15 protein-coding genes, 1 tRNA gene and 2 pseudogenes are annotated in these 20,985 nt (G+C 39.3%); 16 read left to right on the top strand and 2 right to left on the bottom strand.

What is annotated here, in order from left to right:
- Positions 1 to 15 precede the first annotated feature (15 nt).
- The 3 genes from mnmE to rsmG are packed head-to-tail and all read left to right on the top strand — an operon-like array spanning position 16 to position 4,054.
- On the top strand, positions 16 to 1,410 hold the full coding sequence (gene mnmE, locus EUBC25_RS07065; protein WP_230107458.1) for a tRNA uridine-5-carboxymethylaminomethyl(34) synthesis GTPase MnmE: 1,395 nt from the start codon (positions 16 to 18) through the stop codon (positions 1,408 to 1,410).
- A complete protein-coding gene (mnmG, locus tag EUBC25_RS07060; protein WP_230107457.1) occupies positions 1,376 to 3,319 on the top strand; it encodes a tRNA uridine-5-carboxymethylaminomethyl(34) synthesis enzyme MnmG in 1,944 nt (647 codons plus the stop codon). The genes mnmE and mnmG overlap by 35 nt, the downstream gene beginning before the upstream one ends.
- A gap of 3 nt (positions 3,320 to 3,322) precedes the next feature.
- Complete coding sequence (gene rsmG / locus EUBC25_RS07055; RefSeq protein WP_230107456.1) at positions 3,323 to 4,054, top strand: 16S rRNA (guanine(527)-N(7))-methyltransferase RsmG; 732 nt, start codon at positions 3,323 to 3,325, stop codon at positions 4,052 to 4,054.
- 39 nt (positions 4,055 to 4,093) lie between these two features.
- Here rsmG and EUBC25_RS07050 read toward each other — a convergent pair whose 3' ends face one another.
- A complete protein-coding gene (locus EUBC25_RS07050; protein ID WP_230107455.1) occupies positions 4,094 to 5,059 on the bottom strand; it encodes an alpha/beta fold hydrolase in 966 nt (321 codons plus the stop codon).
- A gap of 752 nt (positions 5,060 to 5,811) precedes the next feature.
- Here EUBC25_RS07050 and EUBC25_RS07045 point away from each other — a divergent pair.
- The 6 genes and pseudogenes from EUBC25_RS07045 (at position 5,812) to EUBC25_RS07020 (ending at position 10,582) form a co-directional block, all read left to right on the top strand.
- Complete coding sequence (locus EUBC25_RS07045) at positions 5,812 to 6,570, top strand: ParA family protein (RefSeq protein WP_230107454.1); 759 nt, start codon at positions 5,812 to 5,814, stop codon at positions 6,568 to 6,570.
- Between the two features lie 13 nt (positions 6,571 to 6,583).
- Complete coding sequence (locus tag EUBC25_RS07040) at positions 6,584 to 7,498, top strand: ParB/RepB/Spo0J family partition protein (RefSeq protein WP_230107453.1); 915 nt, start codon at positions 6,584 to 6,586, stop codon at positions 7,496 to 7,498.
- A 5-nt stretch (positions 7,499 to 7,503) separates the two neighbouring features.
- A pseudogene (locus EUBC25_RS07035) lies at positions 7,504 to 8,034 on the top strand (DUF4446 family protein); the annotation flags it as partial.
- A gap of 135 nt (positions 8,035 to 8,169) precedes the next feature.
- Positions 8,170 to 9,456: a serine--tRNA ligase gene (gene serS / locus EUBC25_RS07030; protein ID WP_230107452.1), complete on the top strand. Its 1,287-nt coding sequence runs from the start codon at positions 8,170 to 8,172 to the stop codon at positions 9,454 to 9,456.
- Between the two features lie 33 nt (positions 9,457 to 9,489).
- Positions 9,490 to 10,365, top strand: coding sequence for a DUF3881 family protein (locus EUBC25_RS07025; protein ID WP_230107451.1), 876 nt, complete (start codon positions 9,490 to 9,492; stop codon positions 10,363 to 10,365).
- Positions 10,366 to 10,508: 143 nt separating this feature from the next.
- Positions 10,509 to 10,582 (top strand) — tRNA-Arg (locus tag EUBC25_RS07020).
- Positions 10,583 to 11,027: 445 nt separating this feature from the next.
- Here EUBC25_RS07020 and EUBC25_RS07010 read toward each other — a convergent pair.
- Positions 11,028 to 12,341: pseudogene (locus EUBC25_RS07010) on the bottom strand (IS30 family transposase).
- 107 nt (positions 12,342 to 12,448) lie between these two features.
- Here EUBC25_RS07010 and EUBC25_RS07005 point away from each other — a divergent pair.
- From EUBC25_RS07005 to EUBC25_RS06975, 7 genes are all read left to right on the top strand, one after another.
- Positions 12,449 to 12,895, top strand: coding sequence for an STAS domain-containing protein (locus tag EUBC25_RS07005; RefSeq protein WP_230107448.1), 447 nt, complete (start codon positions 12,449 to 12,451; stop codon positions 12,893 to 12,895).
- Between the two features lie 683 nt (positions 12,896 to 13,578).
- Positions 13,579 to 14,274 (top strand): VanR-ABDEGLN family response regulator transcription factor, encoded by a 696-nt coding sequence (vanR, locus tag EUBC25_RS07000; protein ID WP_230107447.1) that lies wholly within the window; start codon positions 13,579 to 13,581, stop codon positions 14,272 to 14,274.
- Entirely contained in the window at positions 14,252 to 15,406 is a 1,155-nt protein-coding gene (locus EUBC25_RS14865; protein WP_465220973.1) for a sensor histidine kinase, read from the top strand. Before vanR ends, EUBC25_RS14865 begins: the two co-directional genes overlap by 23 nt.
- A gap of 134 nt (positions 15,407 to 15,540) precedes the next feature.
- Entirely contained in the window at positions 15,541 to 16,524 is a 984-nt protein-coding gene (locus EUBC25_RS06990) for a D-alanyl-D-alanine carboxypeptidase family protein (protein WP_230107446.1), read from the top strand.
- A gap of 198 nt (positions 16,525 to 16,722) precedes the next feature.
- Complete coding sequence (locus tag EUBC25_RS06985; RefSeq protein ID WP_230107445.1) at positions 16,723 to 17,589, top strand: helix-turn-helix domain-containing protein; 867 nt, start codon at positions 16,723 to 16,725, stop codon at positions 17,587 to 17,589.
- Entirely contained in the window at positions 17,570 to 18,781 is a 1,212-nt protein-coding gene (locus EUBC25_RS06980) for an MFS transporter (RefSeq protein ID WP_230107444.1), read from the top strand. The genes EUBC25_RS06985 and EUBC25_RS06980 overlap by 20 nt, the downstream gene beginning before the upstream one ends.
- A gap of 128 nt (positions 18,782 to 18,909) precedes the next feature.
- Entirely contained in the window at positions 18,910 to 20,901 is a 1,992-nt protein-coding gene (locus EUBC25_RS06975) for a Spy0128 family protein (protein ID WP_230107443.1), read from the top strand.
- The last annotated feature ends 84 nt before the right edge of the window (positions 20,902 to 20,985 follow it).

Here is a 20,985-nt window from a genome sequence, read left to right as displayed (position 1 = left end):
AGGAGAAGATTGAGTATGGAAAATAATCATACGATTGCAGCGATATCTACGGCTATGGCAGAGTCTGGAATCGGGATCGTAAGAATGAGCGGAGAAGAGGCTTTTGCGATTGCCGATAAAATATATAAAAATAAAAAAGGAAAAAGGCTGTCTGATCAGAAAACTCATACGATTCATTACGGGTTTATTGAAGAAGAGGGAAAAGTAATAGATGAAGTTCTCGTTATGCTGATGAGAGGTCCCCATACTTTTACCGGAGAAGATACAGTAGAGATAGACTGTCACGGCGGCGTTTATGTTGTAAAAAAGATTCTGGAAGCCTGTATAAGAAATGGAGCCAGACCGGCACAGCCAGGAGAATTTACAAAGAGAGCATTTTTAAATGGAAAGATGGACTTGTCACAGGCAGAGGCAGTCATTGATGTCATACAGTCACAAAATGATTATGCATTAAAAAGTTCACTTAAGCAGCTTCGAGGAAGCGTAAAAGAAAAGATAAGTGACTTAAGAAATAAAATTATTTACCACACTGCATTTATAGAGTCTGCTTTAGATGATCCTGAACATATCAGTATTGATGGATATGGAAATGTTTTAAAAAAGGAAACAAAAGAAATTATTGAAGAAATAGAAACTCTTTTAAAAACTGCAGACGATGGAAGAATTATACGGGAAGGGATCAATACAGTTATTCTGGGTAAACCGAATGCAGGAAAATCTTCTCTGTTAAATGTACTGCTGGGAGAAGAAAGGGCAATTGTAACCGAAATTGCCGGAACAACAAGGGATATTCTTCAGGAAACGATTAATCTCCAGGGAATTTCCCTGAATATTATTGATACTGCCGGAATCAGGAATACAGACGATAAAGTAGAAAAAATAGGAGTGGATAAGGCAAAAGATTATGCAAAAGAGGCGGATCTTATTATTTATGTAGTTGACTCTTCCAATGATTTAGATGAAAATGATTATGAGATCATGAAATTTATTCAGGGGAAAAAATCAATCCTTCTTTTAAATAAGTCAGATCTGGAAAGAAAAGTAACAAAAGAAGAAATCAAAAAAATATGTAAGGAGTATAACATTGAAAATATTCCTGTAATTGAAATTTCAGCAAAAGAAGAAAAAGGAATAGATCGGCTGGAAGAAATCGTGAAAGAGATGTTTTATCATGGTGAAATTTCATTTAATAATGAAATCTATATTACAAATATCCGTCATAAAACAGCTTTGGAACGTGCAAAAGACAGTTTGATGAAAGTGATAGAAAGTATAGAGAATGATATGCCGGAAGACTTTTATTCAATTGATCTTATGGATGCTTATGAAACTCTGGGCAGTATTACAGGAGAGATGGTAGGAGAGGATTTGGTAAATGAAATTTTCAGCAAATTCTGTATGGGAAAGTAAAGATAAATATGATGTAGCTGTCATAGGGGCAGGTCATGCAGGATGTGAGGCAGCTTTGGCATGTGCGAGACTGGGATTTAAAACTCTTGTTTTTACCGTAAGTGTAGACAGTATTGCACTGATGCCCTGTAATCCAAATATAGGAGGAACTTCCAAAGGACATCTTGTAAGAGAAGTGGATGCTCTTGGAGGAGAAATGGGAAAAGTAATAGACAGGACATTTATCCAGTCAAAAATGCTGAACAGATCAAAAGGACCGGCAGTACATTCCTTAAGAGCACAGGCAGATAAAGCATGTTACAGCAGGACAATGCGTCAGGTTTTGGAAAATCAGGAAAATCTGGAAATAAAACAGACAGAAGTTGTAAATATTCTCACAGAAGATATAGAGACACCAGGCGCTGAAAAAAAGAAAAAAGTTATTGGTGTGCAGATTTATTCAGGAGGAATTTATCGCTGTCAGGCAGTTATTCTGTGTACAGGAACTTATCTGAAGTCAAGATGTATTTATGGAGATGTAAGTATGAATACCGGGCCAAACGGACTTCAGGCTGCCAATTATCTTACGGACTGCTTAAAAGAGCTTGGAATCAAGATGTATAGGTTTAAGACAGGAACACCTGCCAGAATAGACAAGAATACAGTAGATTTCAGTAAAATGGAAGAACAGACAGGTGATGAAAGAATCGTTCCTTTCTCTTTTACTACAGATCCGGAAAGTATACAAAAGGAACAGGTTTCCTGCTGGCTGACTTATACTAATGAAAAGACGCATGAAATTATTCGGCAGAATCTGGATCGTTCTCCGCTGTTTTCAGGTATGATAGAGGGAACAGGGCCAAGGTACTGTCCTTCTATTGAAGATAAAGTTGTAAAATTTGCAGATAAGAACCGGCACCAGGTATTTATTGAGCCGGAAGGACTGGAAACAAATGAAATGTATATTGGAGGAATGTCCAGTTCTCTTCCGGAAGATGTGCAGTATGCCATGTACCGTACAGTTCCCGGACTTGAAAATGTAAGAATTGTAAGAAATGCATATGCAATTGAGTATGACTGTATTGATGCAAGACAACTGTGGCCTACACTGGAATTTAAGAAAATTGACGGACTTTTCAGCGGAGGGCAGTTTAATGGAAGTTCCGGATATGAAGAGGCGGCGGCACAGGGACTGATAGCAGGAATTAATGCAGCAAGAAAACTTCAAGAGAAAGAACCTCTGGTTCTTGACCGTTCAGAAGCTTATATAGGAGTTTTAATTGATGATCTGGTGACAAAAGAAAGTCACGAACCTTACAGGATGATGACTTCAAGAGCAGAATACAGGCTTTTGTTAAGACAGGATAATGCGGATCAAAGGCTGACTGAAAAGGGATATGAAGTAGGTCTTATCACAGAAGAAAGATATCAAAGACTTCTCTATAAGGAAAAGTTGATCGAAGAAGAGATTGAGAGATTAAAAAAAGTACATGTTGGTACTGAAAAAAAAGTGCAGGAAATCTTGCAAAAATATAATAGCACTCCTCTTAATTCCGGCATTTCTCTTGCAGAATTAATCAGGCGTCCGGAACTTTCCTATGAATGTCTTGAAGAGATTGATAAAGATCGTCCGGAATTTCCGAATGATCTGAAAGAAGAAGTGTGGGAACAAGTTAACATAAATATAAAATATGAAGGTTATATATCCAGGCAAAAGAAGCAGGTAGAGCAATTTAAAAAACTTGAAAATAAAAAAATACCGGCAAATATTGATTATGATAGTATAAAGAGTTTAAGAATAGAAGCTCTGCAGAAATTAAAGGAGTACCGTCCGGTATCAATCGGGCAGGCCTCCAGAATATCAGGTGTTTCGCCGGCAGATATTTCAGTTCTTCTTGTATATATGGAACAATACAGAAACCGGGAGTAAATTATGAGTAAAATATTTGAAAAGAGAGCAGCTGATCTTGGCATTATACTTTCTGATGAAATGAAGAGACAATTTTCAAAATATTATGAAATGCTTGTTGAGTGGAATAAGGTAATGAACCTTACGGGAATTACAGAATACGAAGAAGTTTATGAAAAGCATTTTCTTGACAGTATTTGTATTGTAAAGGCATTTTCAGAAAAGAATATCTTCTTGTCTGATACAACAAAAAAGGTAATTGATATCGGAACAGGAGCAGGGTTTCCGGGGATTCCTTTAAAGATTGTTTTTCCTGATATGGATATTACACTTCTGGATTCCCTGAATAAGAGAATTAATTTCTTAAATGCAGTAATTGAAGAGCTTGGTCTTTCCGGAATCGATACTATTCACGGGAGAGCAGAGGATTATGCGAAAAATCAACAACACAGAGAGAAATATGATCTATGCGTCTCCAGAGCTGTTGCCAATCTATCCACTTTATCAGAATACTGTGTCCCATTCTTAAAGAGGGGAGGATATTTTATATCCTATAAATCAGGAGAAGTAGATGAAGAATTAAAGGATGCAGAAAAAGCACTGTCGCTTCTTGGTGGAAAAGCAGAAAAAGTAGTGAAATTTAAGATTCCGGAAACAGATATTGGACGATCTTTTGTTATAATAAATAAGATAAAAAGTACGCCGGGAAAATATCCCAGAAAAGCAGGTCTTCCGTCAAAAGAACCGCTGCATTAAGCAGCGGTTCTTTTATTTCAGATCAGAGATATTTCATGTTTACTCTTCTGTCAGATCATCAATATAAATATTGATTTGTTCCAAAATACCTGAAGGATCTTCAAGCTGCGGAAGATATGATGTCTTATCTATAGAAGTGATTTCAATGGAAGGAAGTATATCTTTATATTTTGAAGCAGTTTCAAGATACTTCTCCTTACTTCCGGTAATGATAAATATGCTGTTGTTCAAATTTTCAAGATATAATTTAATATTGGAAGTCAGATATCTTCCGGAAATACTTGCAAACAGATTTTTGGATTCAGCATTTCCGATATGAGCAGCTTCGTAATAAACCTTAGTATCTCTTTCAGATATGTTGTTTTTATCATAGAAATATTCGGTACAAAACAGATTTTCTATGGTTTTTCTTTGAGTAAGGATGTTATATAAAAGTGTTCCGATAAGAGGAAGCTGAATTAATTTGGTCAAAATTTTAGTTTTGCTATTAGGTATATGCGCAGATGTCTGTATATCAGATGGATTTATCATAATAATCCGATCTATAATATCATGGTCATTCTGACAAGATCCTAAAATAAAAGAAGAAGATTCTCCTGTAACAATAACATCTGTTTTACTTTTTATAACATTTTTAATAAAATCAGTGATCATTTGTACATAGAGAAAATTTGTATAGGTAAGAGCAGGTTTATCTGATCTTCCACATCCAAGCAGATCCAAAGCATATACAGTTCTGGTTTTTGATAATTCATCTATCATATAGCTCCATTCATAAGAAGAACTGTATGAGGAGAGATCATGTATTAGTAAAATAGGTTTTCCATTTCCGGCTTTTCGATAAAAAATCTTACCGAATTTCCATTCGTAGTAGTTTTCGGGTGTATGACTTAACAGATTGTCCAGGGTGGCAGAAACGTAAATTGCTTTATTTATCAGATGTATACCAATTGCAGTTGTTCCGGCAAGAATAGTTGTGATTGTAAGATTCTTTTTCCAGCTCATATTTATTCTCCCTTCTTTTTTATAATTATCATCCGCCTATATGTTTATATATACTGAATGAGTTATAAATATTTTATCATAAATGGAAGTATAACTAAAGAGTTTTTGAAAAATGTTTCACGTGAAACATCTTAGAGAATGTTTTTATTTTTTAATAAAAAATATGTCTTAAAAATATTTGATTTGTTTCTACAAAAATGTGTAGCGTCTGTGTACAAGGGGCAACACGGTCGGTGAAGGGTAGATTTTAGTCCCTTCCCAATTCACAGAATTCAGCCGCAGGAATTTCGGGGTTTTTCAAGGCAGACGATTGAGGCGTACTGGACGTACGCGGAATGAGGATAACAAAGAAAATCCCCGAAATTACGCGGCTTGGAGCGTATTGTCCCTTGTACACCGACGCTACAGTCGATAAAAAATGAATTTTTCTTTTTTCATATTTGTATTTAAACAATGGAGAGGTTTAAACTTTTTAAGGCGGATAATCAAAAAGTACCAGTTGTACCTTAAATAAAGATAGTAATGTAAAGTACAGAATAGCAAAGATTAATATAGATTTTTTATAGAGGGAGAAAATTAAGATGATGTTATAGAAGTGAAAAAGAAAGTACGAACGTATACAAAAAAGTAAATGTTTCACGTGAAACATTTATGAAAAACAGAAAAAATATGTTTCACGTGAAACATAATGTAGATAATAGCAAAAAAAGATGTTATACTAATAACTATCATGAGAAAGGTGAGTATAAAAAATGGGAAGAATTATAGCGATTGCTAACCAAAAAGGTGGAGTTGGAAAAACGACTACGGCAATTAATCTTTCGGCATGTCTGGCGGAAAAAGGAAAAAAAGTACTTTCCATTGATATGGATCCACAGGGAAACATGACGAGTGGATTAGGAGTCAGTAAAGATGAAGTTGAAAAGACAGTTTATGATCTGATTATTGGCGAAGCAGAAATAGAAGATATTATCTGCCGGGAAGTATCTGAAAATCTGGATATTCTTCCAACAAATATAGATCTGTCTGCAGCGGAAATAGAATTAATAGGAATTGATTATAAAGAGTATATTATAAAGAAAGAAGTGGAAAAAATCAGAGATAATTATGATTTTATTATTATTGATTGTCCTCCATCATTAAGTATGCTGACCATTAATGCTATGACAACGGCAGATTCTGTTTTGGTTCCAATTCAGTGTGAATATTACGCTTTGGAAGGTTTAAGCCAGTTAATACATACCATTGAACTGGTTCGGGAAAGATTAAATCCAGTTTTATCTATAGAAGGAGTTGTTTTTACAATGTATGATGCAAGAACAAATCTTTCGCTGCAAGTAGTAGAAAATGTCAAAGATAATCTGAATCAGAATATTTACAAAACCATTATTCCCAGAAATATACGTCTGGCAGAAGCTCCAAGTTACGGAATGCCTATCAATCAATATGATTCAAAATCAGCGGGAGCAGAAAGCTATAGATTATTGGCAGATGAAGTGATCAATAAATAGTGGAGGGAAAAATATGGCGGTAAAAAAGAAAGGTTTAGGAAAAGGACTTGACAGTCTCATTCCAGATAACAGGTCATCAAAAGCATCAGAAAAACCGGAAAAAAAGGAGCCTTCACATGTTGAAGAAATGAAAACCGGTGAACAGATGATGAAAATAAATATGGTAGAGCCAAACAGAGAGCAGCCGCGAAGAAATTTTGAAGAGGATGCCCTTCTGGAACTTGCTGATTCTATCAAACAATTTGGGGTTCTTCAGCCTCTTATTGTGAGAAAAAGAAATGATTATTATGAAATTATTGCCGGTGAGAGAAGATGGAGAGCTGCTAAAATAGCAGGGATTAAAGAAGTTCCTGTTATCATTAAGGACTATAATGAACAGGAAGTCGTAGAAATTGCTCTCATTGAAAATATTCAAAGAGAAAATTTAAATCCGATTGAAGAAGCAATGGCTTTTAAAAAGCTTCTGGAAGAATATCACCTGAAACAGGATGAGGTAGCTGAAAGAGTTTCAAAAAGCAGGACAGCAGTTACCAATTCTATGAGACTTCTGAAACTTAATGAAAAAGTTCAGCAGATGATTATTGATGATATGATCAGTACAGGACATGCAAGAGCACTTCTCGCTATTGATGATCTGGAACAACAGTATATTCTCGCAAATAAAATCTTTGATGAAAAACTGAGTGTAAGAGAGACTGAAAAGTTGATCAAAGAATTGAAAAATCCTAAAAAGGCAAAAGAGAAGAAAAAAGTAGAAAATTCTTTTATTTATACAGATTTAGAAGATAAAATGAAAGAAGTGTTCGGTACAAAAGTACATGTTGCAGTGAAAGGAAAGGGAAAGGGAAAAATAGAAATAGAATATTATTCGGATGATGAATTAGAACGTATGTTCGATATGATTATGTCCATAAGAAAGGAAGAATAGATTTAATGGAAAGTACAATATTATCAAGATTGGGAATAGATCCTGCATTTATATTTTTATTTCTGATCATTTTAATTATTGCTCTGTTCGCTTTATATGTAAATGTAAGTATGAAATATGACAGACTAAAAAACAGCTACAACTCGTTTATGAGAGGAAAAGATGGCAAAACTTTAGAAGAAAGTATCCTTTCAAAATTTTCGGAAATTGATGGTCTTGCTAAACTGACAAAACAGAACAGACAGGATGTAAAAGATATATACCGAAAGATGGAAAAAGACTTCAAAAAGCTGGGTATAGTGAAATATGATGCCTTTAATGAAATGGGCGGAAAATTAAGTTTTGCACTTGCAATGCTGGATGGAAATAACAGTGGATGGGTAATTAATGCTATGCATAGCCGAGAAGGATGTTATACTTATATAAAGGAAATTGTAAAGGGAGAAAGTTATGTAGAACTTGCAGAAGAAGAAGCAGAAGCTTTGGACCGTGCAATTTTCAGTGAAGTATATAACATGGATGTAAAAGAAACAAAGAAACGGCCAGGCGGAAAAGGCAGCGCAACCGGAAGGATGAATGCAACAGGTAAAATCGGAGCAACCGGAAAAATAAATACAACAGGTAAAATTGGTGCAACAAGTAAAATTAATATAAAGGATGAGGTGTAAAAGATGTTAGATATCAAATTTGTGAGAAATAATCCGGAAGTAGTAAAGGAAAACATTAAAAAGAAATTTCAGGATGAAAAGCTTCCCCTTGTAGATGAAGTATTAGAGCTTGATAAGAAAAACAGAGACATCAAGCAGGAGGTTGAGGTACTTCGTGCAGAGAGAAATAAGATTTCCAAAGAAATCGGCGCATGTATGGCACAGGGTAAAAAGGATGAAGCAGAAGAATTAAAGAAAAAAGTTCAGGCAAATGCTGACAGAGTGGAAAGCCTTTCTAATGAAGAAAAGGATGTAGAAGCAAAGATTAAAAAGATTATGATGACAATTCCGAATATCATTGATCCTTCTGTACCGATCGGAAAAGATGACAGCGAAAACATTGAGATTGAAAAATTCGGAGAACCTGTTATACCGGATTTTGAGATTCCATATCACACAGAAATAATGGAAAGCTTTAATGGAATTGATCTGGAGAGTGCAGGAAGAGTTGCAGGAAACGGATTCTATTATCTGATGGGAGACATTGCAAGACTGCATTCTGCTGTACTGGCTTATGCAAGAGATTTCATGATCAACAGAGGATTTACTTACTGCATTCCTCCGTTTATGATCAGAAGCAATGTAGTAACCGGAGTTATGAGCTTTGCAGAGATGGATTCCATGATGTATAAGATCGAGGGAGAAGATCTGTATCTGATCGGAACAAGCGAGCACTCCATGATCGGAAAATTTATCGACACAATGCTGGATGAAAGCACACTTCCGCAGACACTGACATCCTACTCACCATGTTTCAGAAAAGAAAAAGGAGCTCATGGAATCGAGGAAAGAGGAGTTTACCGTATTCACCAGTTTGAAAAACAGGAAATGATCGTTGTATGTAAACCGGAAGAAAGTATGGTATGGTATGATAAATTGTGGCAGAATACAGTAGACCTGTTCCGTTCTCTTGATATTCCGGTACGTACACTGGAATGCTGCTCAGGAGATCTGGCAGACCTGAAAGTAAAATCCTGTGACGTGGAGGCATGGTCTCCAAGACAGAAGAAATATTTTGAAGTAGGAAGCTGCTCTAATCTTGGAGATGCACAGGCAAGAAGACTTGGCATCCGTGTAAAAGGAGCAGAAGGCAAATATTTTGCCCATACTCTGAATAATACTGTAGTAGCACCTCCGAGAATGTTAATTGCATTCCTGGAAAATAATCTTCAGGCAGACGGATCTGTAAAGATTCCGGAGGTACTGCGTCCATATATGGGTGGAATGGAAAAAATAGAAAAGAAAAACTAAATCCTTGTAGACAATGATTCAGGAAAGAAGCCGATGCATAAATATTTAAAAGCAATAGGATATGGAAATATTTCAACAAGAAAAAAGCTGAATACCTTTTTAAAAGAAATGGAAGAGCATTATTCCAGTCATGAGCTGATATCAGTAGAGACAGAATCCGATTTCTGCGAATACCAGAAAGAGTGCGGAGCAGGAATCGGAGTGGCGCTCTGCGGAGATATGGATATGGAGGAAAATTTTTTCAGACAGTATTATTATCCATATTTTATCGGAAGCGGGATTTCTTCTTATGCTGATATCAGTGTGGAAAAAAGAATGGACAGGGAAGCATATGTAGGCATATGTGAAGATGTAAAAGTAGGGATCAGCCTTATTTTTCATCTTCAGAATGTGTTGGAATATATGAAAGAGAATCAGCTTTCAGGCGGAAGCATGAAATTCGGATCTGTCACTTTGTCCGGTCTTTGTAATTCCGGTACAGTTCTTTTTCCTGTTCTGAAAACAAAAGAGCTGGAGAAACGGAGCAGGGAAGAATCAAGAAACAGAATGATGCTTTTAAGCGCAGCAAGAAACGGAGATCAGACAGCAATGGAAAGCCTGACTCTGGATGATATTGATATTTATTCCAAAGTGTCGAAACGTCTTGTGACAGAAGATGTATTCAGTATTGTGGATACATATTTTATGCCCTATGGAGTGGAATGCGACAGATATTCTATTCTGGGAGAAATATTGGAACTGCATACAATTGAAAATGAAGAAACAAGGGAAGAACTGTATGTGATGAAGCTTGATGTTAATGAACTGCAGTTTGACGTGTGCGTACCTGTAAAGGAAGTACTGGGAGAACCTGCAGTTGGAAGAAGATTTAAAGCAAATATGTGGCTTCAGGGAAGAATTAACTTTTAGTTTAGGACGGGATTTTTCATCCCGTCCTAATTTAAAATAAAGATATCTCCATGAAAAAATGATTGATTTTATATCTGCAAAATGCTAAACTATACTAGTACGGCAGTTATTATGAAATGATAACTGGGACATTATTTTAATAAGTCGCTATAGCTCAGCTGGATAGAGCGACCGCCTCCTAAGCGGTAGGCCGGAGGTTCAAATCCTCTTAGCGACGCTTACAAAAAAGCCGAAAACACTGGGATGCCAGGAGTTTTCGGCTTTTTTGTGTGCCTGGCGGCGTACGGTTTTTAAGGAGGAAAGTTCCAAATCTGCCCGGTAGTGGAAAGGATATAGCCAAAGGAAACTAATACTAAAGGCAGCCAAAAGGAGGCGGAAGATATTTACCTTATGTTTTTATGGAACAGGGCTAAATTGAAATTTTAAATTCCGGTGAAGAGGTAAATTCCACCATACTTTATTTTTCGCGGATTTTACAGGGGATTTTTAAGCAAAATCTCCAGTTTTCTGTTATAATTAGCTAAACTCATTGAAAAATACTTGATTTCTGGGCATGGGAAACGGACCGCTGGAATACGGTGTGCGGGACTGAATTCCACCGGCCACATCTAAAAAATGTGAAACGTTTACTTCCAGTCTGACAGCAGATTTCGATCAGTTGATTAGTGATTAAAGCGGATCAGCTTAGGCATCAGATTTACCTCATCCGGGGCAATCGGTCTAAGCTGAAATGCGTTTAAGACCTCTTCTCCAAGTGCTTCCAACGCGACGCTGTATGGCGTCCTCCCACCCAGGCTTTCCCTCGGTGTGGAATTGATATGGTTCACAATCAGGTTTACGTCCCATTGTGTAAGGAATTCAAAACTGGTTCCTTTTGGGAGGATCATCCGCAGCATCGTGTGTGCTTGTTCCAATCCGCCCTTCTGCCCACTCTGCATCGGGTCACAGTAATAAATGCTGGAACGCTATATTCCGTCCACTCCGGTTTCCAAAGCATCCGGATCACCAAATTCAGAGCCCCGGTCCGTGAGGATATATTCAAACACGGAAGTAAATTCATAGGTTCCCATACGCTTTTCCAGACGGTCAAAAACAAGACGGACAGCGCCTTTGGTGCAGCGGTTCATCAGAAAAGCAAGGAAGAGTTTTTCTTTCGTGAAAAATATGGTCAGCAGGGTCTTTTTTGATTCCCTGGAAGAATGAACCGTATCCATTTGTACATAGCCTGTAAGGGAAAGGGAACAGAAGTCACGATAAGATCGGTTAGTAAAGACTGTCCTGTCCGTGATCTGTGTTTTATGGCACTTTTTTGGCTTGAAATGGACCTTCCGCTTCAGATCTATGTTCCTAGCTGTAAAGAGGCCCTGGTCAAGATACGAATACAGGGTACGGACAGACATCTCCAGTTCCGGGTGGTTTGTCAGGATATGATAGGGAGACTGTCCCTGTTCGATCAGAGGGGAAATGATCTGATCCTTTTTGTGAAGCTCCCGTTTGGTCATGTTAATACCTGTTCTAGAATCCCGGAGTTTTTCCCGGTATTTCCTGTCAGCGAACCTGGCGTTATAAGAGTATTTGTGGGCAAGCGTGCAGTGATTGATTTTTTTCGTACAGCCGTTGCAGACATAGGGAGCCCGGTCAAGCCTTACGCAATGCTCTTTTTCAAAGTTTCTGCAGGTTTGGTTGCAGGTAGGACAGGATGCGCATTTGATTCCGCACAGGACAATCTTTCCACAGGCGTTCGTTTTCTTACAGTGATAGCGGTGAATACAGAAGTTTTTGGCATTATAGAAAGTCCCTTTGTGATACCAGTCTGAGAGACGGTGAGCCCTGACTTCTTTAGAGATTGTAGTAGGATCCTTACACAGGAACCTGGCAATATCCTTAAAGGAAGTGCCCTTATTTAGTTCGTTTTCGATATAGATACGGTTTTCAAGGGTAAGATGTTTTTGGTTACCAGGAATATATTTACTCATGATGAGCCTCCTTCTACTGCTGTCAGAAGGAGAGATAACCATACCATGGATGTATGAAAGAGTAAATATCAACTGTGCAGAAGTAAACGCTACTACCCGTAGGAGAGGTGGAATTTAAAATTTCATTTTTGGTTTATGGAACAGGGAATTGCAATGTCTTTACAGAAAAAATTTTGTATGATAAAATTTATATCATATTAGATCCTGAAAACGGTAGGAAACGAATACATATATCAGGTGGTGAAGGTGAGATGCCGGTTAAAGTTAACAGAAGAGAGCAAGATATTCTGACGATCAGTCTTGATGGCAGCCTATGTGCGGAGATGGAGCTGAAATTGAGGGAAGTCCTGGATAAGGAATTAGCGACAACGGAGAAACTGGAGCTGGATTTATCAAATCTGACATATATTTCAACGGAAGGGCTGAGAGAAATCCTGAGAGCACAGAAGATTATTAACGGGCTGGGAGGATCCATGACTGTGAGAAATGTTAATAGAGAAATAATGGAAGTATTTGAAATGACAGGTTTTGTGAAATTCCTGAATATTGAGTAAACAGCGGCATCAGTCGCTGAAAGAAGAACCGCTGAGTTTTCCGGAACAGGAAACTTATAGTGGTTCTTTCTGTTTGGAACTAAAAAATACAGCAAGAGGAGGAGGCAAAAGCAAAGGTAAATGAAACGGGAACATTGACAGAAGAGACGACCTTGGTCTACAGCTTTGACGATAGAAGTGAATCTGATATCATATCCATTATGGATGAGGTTCTTGAAGAGTTGAATCAGAATTCAATCCTTGTAGAGAAAGAAAATCAGTATCGTTTTCTGGAAAAAGCTCCGGCACATTTAATGAAACGTCGGTTCTCGGTTTTTTCAGTAATATACTTGCAGCGTATATACCTTACAGACTATGGCATATCTATTCTTCTGAAACGCCGAATGTCCACAGAAATGTGAATATCTTCAAATACATATTTGTCTCTTTTACAGCTGCCCTTACAGTGGCATGGACGCTTGGGTTCGGATTGTTTTATGTTTTCGGGCAGTGGATCGAAAATATATATACGTATATCTTTTTTTATAATTTTGGCTTTTCCGTGGCGCTCGGACTTCCGGTATTCCATGTCCTGTCTGCGGCAGGGGCTGTGGGTCTGATTTTTATTTTAATCTGATGTATGTCCTGTCTTTGGACGGAAAAATAGAGATGAAAGAAACAATGAGGAGTATAAAATAGCAGCTATGAAAGATAAGATATTGATTGTTGACGATGAACAGGAAATTGCAGATTTGGTTTCTCTTTACCTGACAAATGAGGGATTTCAGGTATTTAAGTTCTTTAATGGAACCGATGCATGGAATTGTATCCAAACCGAAAAGTTGGATTTGGCAATTTTGGATGTAATGCTCCCGGATATGAGTGGCTTCCAACTCTGTCAGAAGCTTCGTGAAGAGCACCAATATCCGGTTATTATGCTGACAGCCAAAGGAGAGGAAATCGATAAGATCAACGGACTTGCTCTTGGAGCAGACGACTATATTACGAAACCATTCCTGCCACTGGAAATGGTAGCCCGCGTGAAGGCTCAATTAAGGCGGTATAAGCGATATAATGCGGGTGCAGATAACGATGATGATGTGATCACTTATTCAGGTCTTGTACTGAACATCAGGACACATGAATGCTCCCTGAACGAAAAACCCCTTTCTCTTACACCGACAGAATTTTCGATTTTGCGTATTTTATGCCAAAAGAAGGGAGAAGTCGTAAGTTCTGAGGAACTTTTTCATGAAATATGGGGCAATGAATATTTCAGTAAAAGCAATAATACAATTACGGTTCATATCCGCCATCTTCGTGAAAAGATGGGAGATTCTTTTGAAAATCCAAAATACATAAAGACAGTGTGGGGGTGTGGATATAAAATTGAAAAATAAAATTTCAAAGCCCGTTATGATTCTTTCCGTCTGTTTTGCAGGGATCCTTCTGAGTATAGGAGTTTACTTTTTGATAGATTATATTTTAAACGGTTCTTTTGTAAATTGGTTTGAAAAGAATTATATGATAACAGAGGGACAATATAGTCCGGAGACAGAGGCCTATACTTTAGTCCGCCAGCCTATCTATTCAGAATTGAAAGTTTTACTGTTCTGGATTTTAACGATCAGTCTGGAAATCTTTCTGGTTGTCGTTGTAGCTGTGTCTCATTTTCATGCAAAATCGAAAGTCAGAAAAGCAGTTACAGAAATAAGCAAGACGATGAATGAATTTATGCAAAGTGAAAAAGACGCTGCTGATCTGTTTCCGAAAGAATATGCTGAGATTTCCACGCAGATGGTCGAGATCAAGTCTGCTATGTGGCAGAAAGAACAGATGTTAAAAGAAGAAGCCAACCGAAAAAATGACATGATCACATATCTCGCACATGATCTGAAAACTCCTCTTACATCTGTTATCGGATATTTAAGTCTTTTAAGCGAGGCGGAGGATATGCCTCCGAAGCAGCAGGAAAAGTATGTAAATATTACTTTGGACAAGGCAAAGCGTCTGGAAACACTTATCAATGAATTTTTTGAGATTACCAGATACAATCTTCAATACATTGAGCTTGAAAAAGAAACCATCAATCTTTGTTATATGATGGTTCAGTTGACAGATGAACTTTATCCTCTGCTGCAGGCCCATGGAAATACAACGGAATCAGACATAGATGAAGATCTGACGATTTATGGAGATGCGGACAAGCTGGCAAGGGTATTTAATAATATACTAAAAAATGCGGCGGCATACAGCTATCCCGGTTCAGTGATCCGGATATGGGCAGAGAAGAATGACGGGAATATCCAAATCTATTTTCAAAATAAAGGAAAAACCATACCGGCCCATAAACTGGAGACTATTTTTGAAAAGTTTTTCCGTCTGGATGAAGCGCGCACCAGCAATACAGGAGGCTCCGGATTAGGACTTGCAATTGCAAAGGAAATCGTTACACTGCACAAAGGAACACTCACTGCCGAAAGTCATGATGAATTAACGACCTTTTGTGTTACGCTGCCTCTGGAGATTTAGGAAAACATCAACTTTATCTTAGCCTTTTCTTAGGAATTAAACAACGGAATATTAAAGTACAGGTAGCTTCTGCTCAGTAAAATGGATACTGTGCAGAAGCTATTATTCTTAAAGAAAAGGCAGGTGTATCACCATTGAAAAAAGAACAGAACAGAAAACGCCGCTCCTCGATAAAAAAACGGTACCGTCGGAAAAATTCCCGGATCTTTTCCGGGGTATTGATAGGGGCGCTGTTTATTGTATTGGTTGGATTTATTGGGAATAAAGGCGTTGAGTTTTTGTTTTCAGAGAGGATAGTAACCGGGCATGACTCACAGTCTATGAATATTGATTTGGACAACCTATATAGCCCTTATGCTATTTTGACAGATGTAAGTTCCGGTAATGTTTTGAGCGAATGTAACAGCAGGGATAAAATTTATCCAGCTTCTCTTACCAAGATCATGACGGAAATTGTAGCGATTGAAAATACGGAGGATTTGGAAGAAAGAATTACGCTCCCCTATGAAATCTTTCCTCCATTGTATGCTCAAAATGCCTCCATGGCCGGATTCCAGCCGGGAGAAGAAGTATCCCTTAAAGATCTGCTTTATGGAATCATGCTCCCCTCCGGAGCGGAGTGCTGTATTGGTTTTGCAAGATGGGTGGCAGGATCAGAGGAACAGTTTGTATCGCTGATGAACGAAAAGGCTGAAGAACTGGGAATGAAACGTACACATTTTTCCAATTCAACAGGACTGTATGATCCGGAACACTATTCAACAGTAGAAGATATTTCCGTTCTTTTGGAATATGCCTTAAAGAACGAGGATTTCCGAGCTGTATTTACAAGCAGCAGATACAGCACGCAGCCTTCAAATGAGCATCCTGACGGATTTACCTTTTACAGTACAATGTTCAAAGATATGGACAGTACACAGGTTACAGGGGGAGAAATCATAGGAGGAAAAACAGGGTATACGGAGGAAGCAGGTTTATGTCTTGCAAGTCTGGCGCAGATTAAGGGAAAAGAATATATTCTTGTAACTGCTAAAGCAAATGGAACGCATGAAACAGAACAATTTCATATTCTGGATGCAATTCATGTTTATGATCAGGTCGGAGAGGACGCTGCATAAGCTTCTTTATCTGGCAGAATTTCTTTGGAGTTGCAGTAATTTTCTCTGCAAAAATATCAGAAATTCAGCAAGAATAATGAAAAGAACAGTATTTCTTTTGTGTTATAATAGCATCGGTGTACAAGGGGACAATACGCTCCAGGCCGCGTAATTTTCCCTTGTACACCGACGCTATATTTCCAGAAAGGAGGAAGCACAATGCAGAGTCAGGAAGTTTATATCGTATCAGAGGCAGTCTGCTACATAGAAGAACATCTGGAACATAAGCTGGATCTGGAAATGGTTGCGTCAGCGCTACATTACTCGAAATATCACCTTCATCGGATTTTTGCAAAAACAGTGGGCTTGACAATACATGATTATGTTCAGAGACGTCAGCTGACAGAGGCAGCAAAGCTTTTGGCTTTTTCAAAAAAGCCGATCATGGAGATTGCGCTTGAGAGCGGCTGTGAAAGTCAGCAGGCATTTACGGACATCTTTAAGAAAATGTACAAGGTTACGCCTGCCAGATACAGGACAGCAGCAAACTTTTATCCTTTGCAGCTGGAAATGCAGCTGAAACAAAATTATAAAAAACCGGATATTACTCAAAATGATATCCGGTTTGCGGCATTATCGGATGTTAATGACTGGATGGATCTGGTCTGCCTTACAGTTGACGGATATCCCTGTCTGAATGAGAGAGAATATCTTGAAAATCTGTATCGTTATATTTCTGATAAACAGGCTCTTATCCTTCGGGATGAAGGCAAAGCAATCGGTATTATGGGATTTTCCACTGAAAAAAGCAGTATTGATTTTCTGGCAATACATCCCCAATATCGAAATTTGGGAATGGAAAAAATATTTATTGATAAATTGATGGATGAACTGATCGTGGGAAAAGAGATAAGCCTGACTACATACCGCAAGGGAGACAGAGCAGATACCGGATATCGCAAAAAATATATTTCTCTTGGTTTTCAGGAAAGAGAGCTGCTGACAGAATATGGTTATCCGACACAGCGTTTTGTGCTTTCACCGGAAAACAGGGGGAAAACGCAAAATGAAGAAATTTCAAAATAGCTGGAGAAATAAAATCATTTCTTTCTTTGTCAGTCAAAGTATCACCTTATTTGGTTCACAGGTTGTTCAAATGGCAATCGTATGGTATGTGACGCTTCAGACATCAAGCGGGAGCTGGATTGCCGCATTTTCCATATGTTCTTATCTGCCGCAGTTTCTTGTTACATTTCCCGGCGGAGCATGGGCGGACAGGTATGATCGAAAGTTGCTCATCATCGGTGCGGATGCGGGAATTGCAGTGATAACACTTGGGATGTTCTTACTTATTCCGCAGATTTCGGAAAGAGATACACTGCTTAGAGCACTGCTGGCAATGTCTGGCTTACGTTCTATTGGCGCGGGAATCCAATTTCCGGCAGTGAATGCGGTAATTCCTCAGATTGTTCCAAAAGAATCGCTTATGCGATACAACAGTATCAATGCGGTACTGCAGTCGACAGTGCAGTTTTTATCTCCTGCAGCTGCAGGCGTGATCCTTACTATGGGAACGCTGCGTTTTGCCCTGCTGATCGACGTTTTTACAGCTATTATCGGAATAGGAATATTCGGACATATCTTGCTGCCGCAGAAGGAAGAGAAGATACCTTCGGATTCGGTATATTCGGATATAAGAGAAGGGATCCGATACGCTTTTTCAAGAAAGATGACAGGCAGCCTGCTTATGAGCTATGGAATTTTCACTTTTCTGTGTGTTCCGGCAGGTTATTTTTCCGGTCTGTTTGTCAGCCGGGTTTATGGTGGAACATACTGGTATTTAACCCTGACTGAAGTGTGGGGATTCGGGGGAATGACAGCGGGAGGGATCCTGATGAGTATTTTAGGAAATTCCTGCAGCGGTCTGAAAAAGCGCCGGAATATACTTTTTGCCGGATTCATTGTGTTTGGCATCATGTCTGCCGGGATGGGCATTGTAAAAAGTTTTGCATTTTATCTTATTTTTATGGGAATATATGGTGTTGCGCTGACGACTGTGCAGACAACCATTACTACTTTGATTCAGGAATATACCAAAAGTTCCATACAGGGGCGGATATTGGGATTCATGGGAGCGATGTATGCTGTATGTTATCCGGTGGGAATGGCAGTTTTCGGCCTGATGGCAGATAGAATATTACTGCAATGGATCATGATCGGATCCGGAATTGTTCTGATTTTGGTACCGGTATTTCTGCTAAAGTCTTTCAAGTCTTAAATCAAATCCTGGAAGAATACTGAAAATAGAATAAAGGAAATAATGGCACCTGCTTAATTTTACCAAGCAGGTGTTTTTTTGTCGTCATGAAGGCAGATTTTAGTATATAGTATAAACGGCGATACAAAGTGAAATTTACAGTAACTGAGGACGGCAAAGGCGCACTGCTGGTAGAGACATTTGTTGATGGCGCAAGCCAGGGTGTGACACAGGGAGGAGTAGCGACCAATGCACTTCCTGCACAGCTGACATTCAATAACAGCTACGACGCCGGAACAACGACAGTGGGAGCATCCGGTGAGACGCAGATCCATGCACAGAAAGTCCTGAATAATGATGATATTGCAAATTATGCAGGTGCATTTAACTTCCTTGTAACAGGAACAAATAATGCACAGGTTGCCTCAGGAACCAATGATGGAGCAGGAAACATTACATTTACAGACATCAGCTATACGACAGAGAATCTGAATGCGGCAGTGACAGAAGCCGGTTCGGATACAGTCGGCAAGGCGACTGTAGACCGGACAGGAGATAAGGATGTTTATACATTCCACTACACTGTTTCAGAGACCACACCAGATCCTGCCAGCGGCATAAGCTACAATGGCGGAAACTTTGGAGTGACGGTTACTGTAACAGACGACCGTGTCGGAAAGCTGACTGTGAGCGTAGCATATGACAATGGTTCCGATAAACTGACATTTGAAAATACTTATGGTGCAAATGCCGAGTTTGCTCTCAGCCTGACTGGCAATAAAGTAATCGCAGCAGCAGACGGACTGAATCCTCCGACACTGAACGGCGGCGAGTACCAGTTTACCATTACAGGTTCTGAAGGAGCGCCGATGCCGGAGACCACAACGGTATCCAATCAAAAGGCAACTGTAAGTTTCGGCCCGATCAGGTATACGATGGAAAATGTATTCGGAGCAGAAGATGCCGCTGCAGCACAGGCGGAAGCCGAAGCAGCCGTTACGAATGAAATGGCAGTTGAAGGAACAGATGGAGCAGTTCCGGAAGAGGCAGGAAATATTGAAGTTCAGACAGCAGGACGTACGAAAGTATTTACTTATACGATTTCAGAGTCCGGAAGTCTGCCGGGTGTAACAAATGAGCAGGCGACTAAAACAGTAGAAGTAACCGTAACCGATCAGGGAGGCGGTGCTTTGACAGCAGCAGTGACAAAGGTTACAGAGGGGACACAGACTGGAAATGACTTCACATTTACCAATACCTATGGTGTAACTCCGCAGGAATCCACACCGACCGGAGAGGGAGGTGTAACCATCAAAAAGGTTCTGAAAGGCCGCGACCTGAAAGAAGGCGAGTTCACCTTCCAGATGAAAGACAAAGATGGAAATGTAGTATCCGAAGCTGTAAACGGCGCTGACGGAAATGTGGAGCTGCCTGCAGTGAGATTTGACAAAGCGGGCACCTACAGCTACACCATTTATGAGGCAGACGGCCAGCTTGGCGGTGTAACCTATGACGAAAGCGTTTATACAGCAATTGCTACAGTTAAAGATAATCAGGACGGAACTCTTTCCGTTGCGTGGGAGATCAGAGGATCAGGAGATGAGGCACAAAAAGAAGTGACCTTTACTAACACCTATAAGGCAGCGTCCACAAGTGTAAGTCTTGGGGCAGCGAAGATCCTGAACGGCCGTGACCTGAACGCCGGTGAATTTACATTTGAGCTGAAAGATAAAGATGGAAACGTCATATCCAAAGCAAAGAATGATGAAAACGGAAGTATAAGCTTTGCGGCACTTGACTTTGAAGAGGCCGGAACGTATCAGTACACCGTTTCAGAAACGGCGGGAAGCGACGAAACGATTACCTATGACAAGACTGTATACAATGTGACGATCACCGTTACAGATGATGGAACCGGAACGTTGAAGGCATCTGTGGACAAAGAAGGAAAAGATATTGTCTTCACCAATAAGTACACAGAACCTGCGAAACCGGATGGAACAAAAGGTGACAAAAACACACCGCAGACGGTACAGACCGGTGATGCGGCACCGATTATTCCGGTGGTATTGGCAATGATCGTATCATTGGCAGCTATGATAGCAGTTGTAGTACTCATGATACGCAGACGCAGCAGATAAGACATAATTGATTAATATCCCGGCGCCCTGCTGATCTTTGCAGCAGGCGTCGGGATATTTCTTTACATGCCGAAAAAGCAGGAG

Origin of the sequence: Claveliimonas bilis, assembly GCF_020892095.1 — a bacterium.
Taxonomy (GTDB): Bacteria; Bacillota; Clostridia; order Lachnospirales; family Lachnospiraceae; genus Claveliimonas; species Claveliimonas bilis.
Note: the sequence above shows the minus strand (reverse complement) of the source record. Positions and strands in the feature narration are given on the sequence as shown.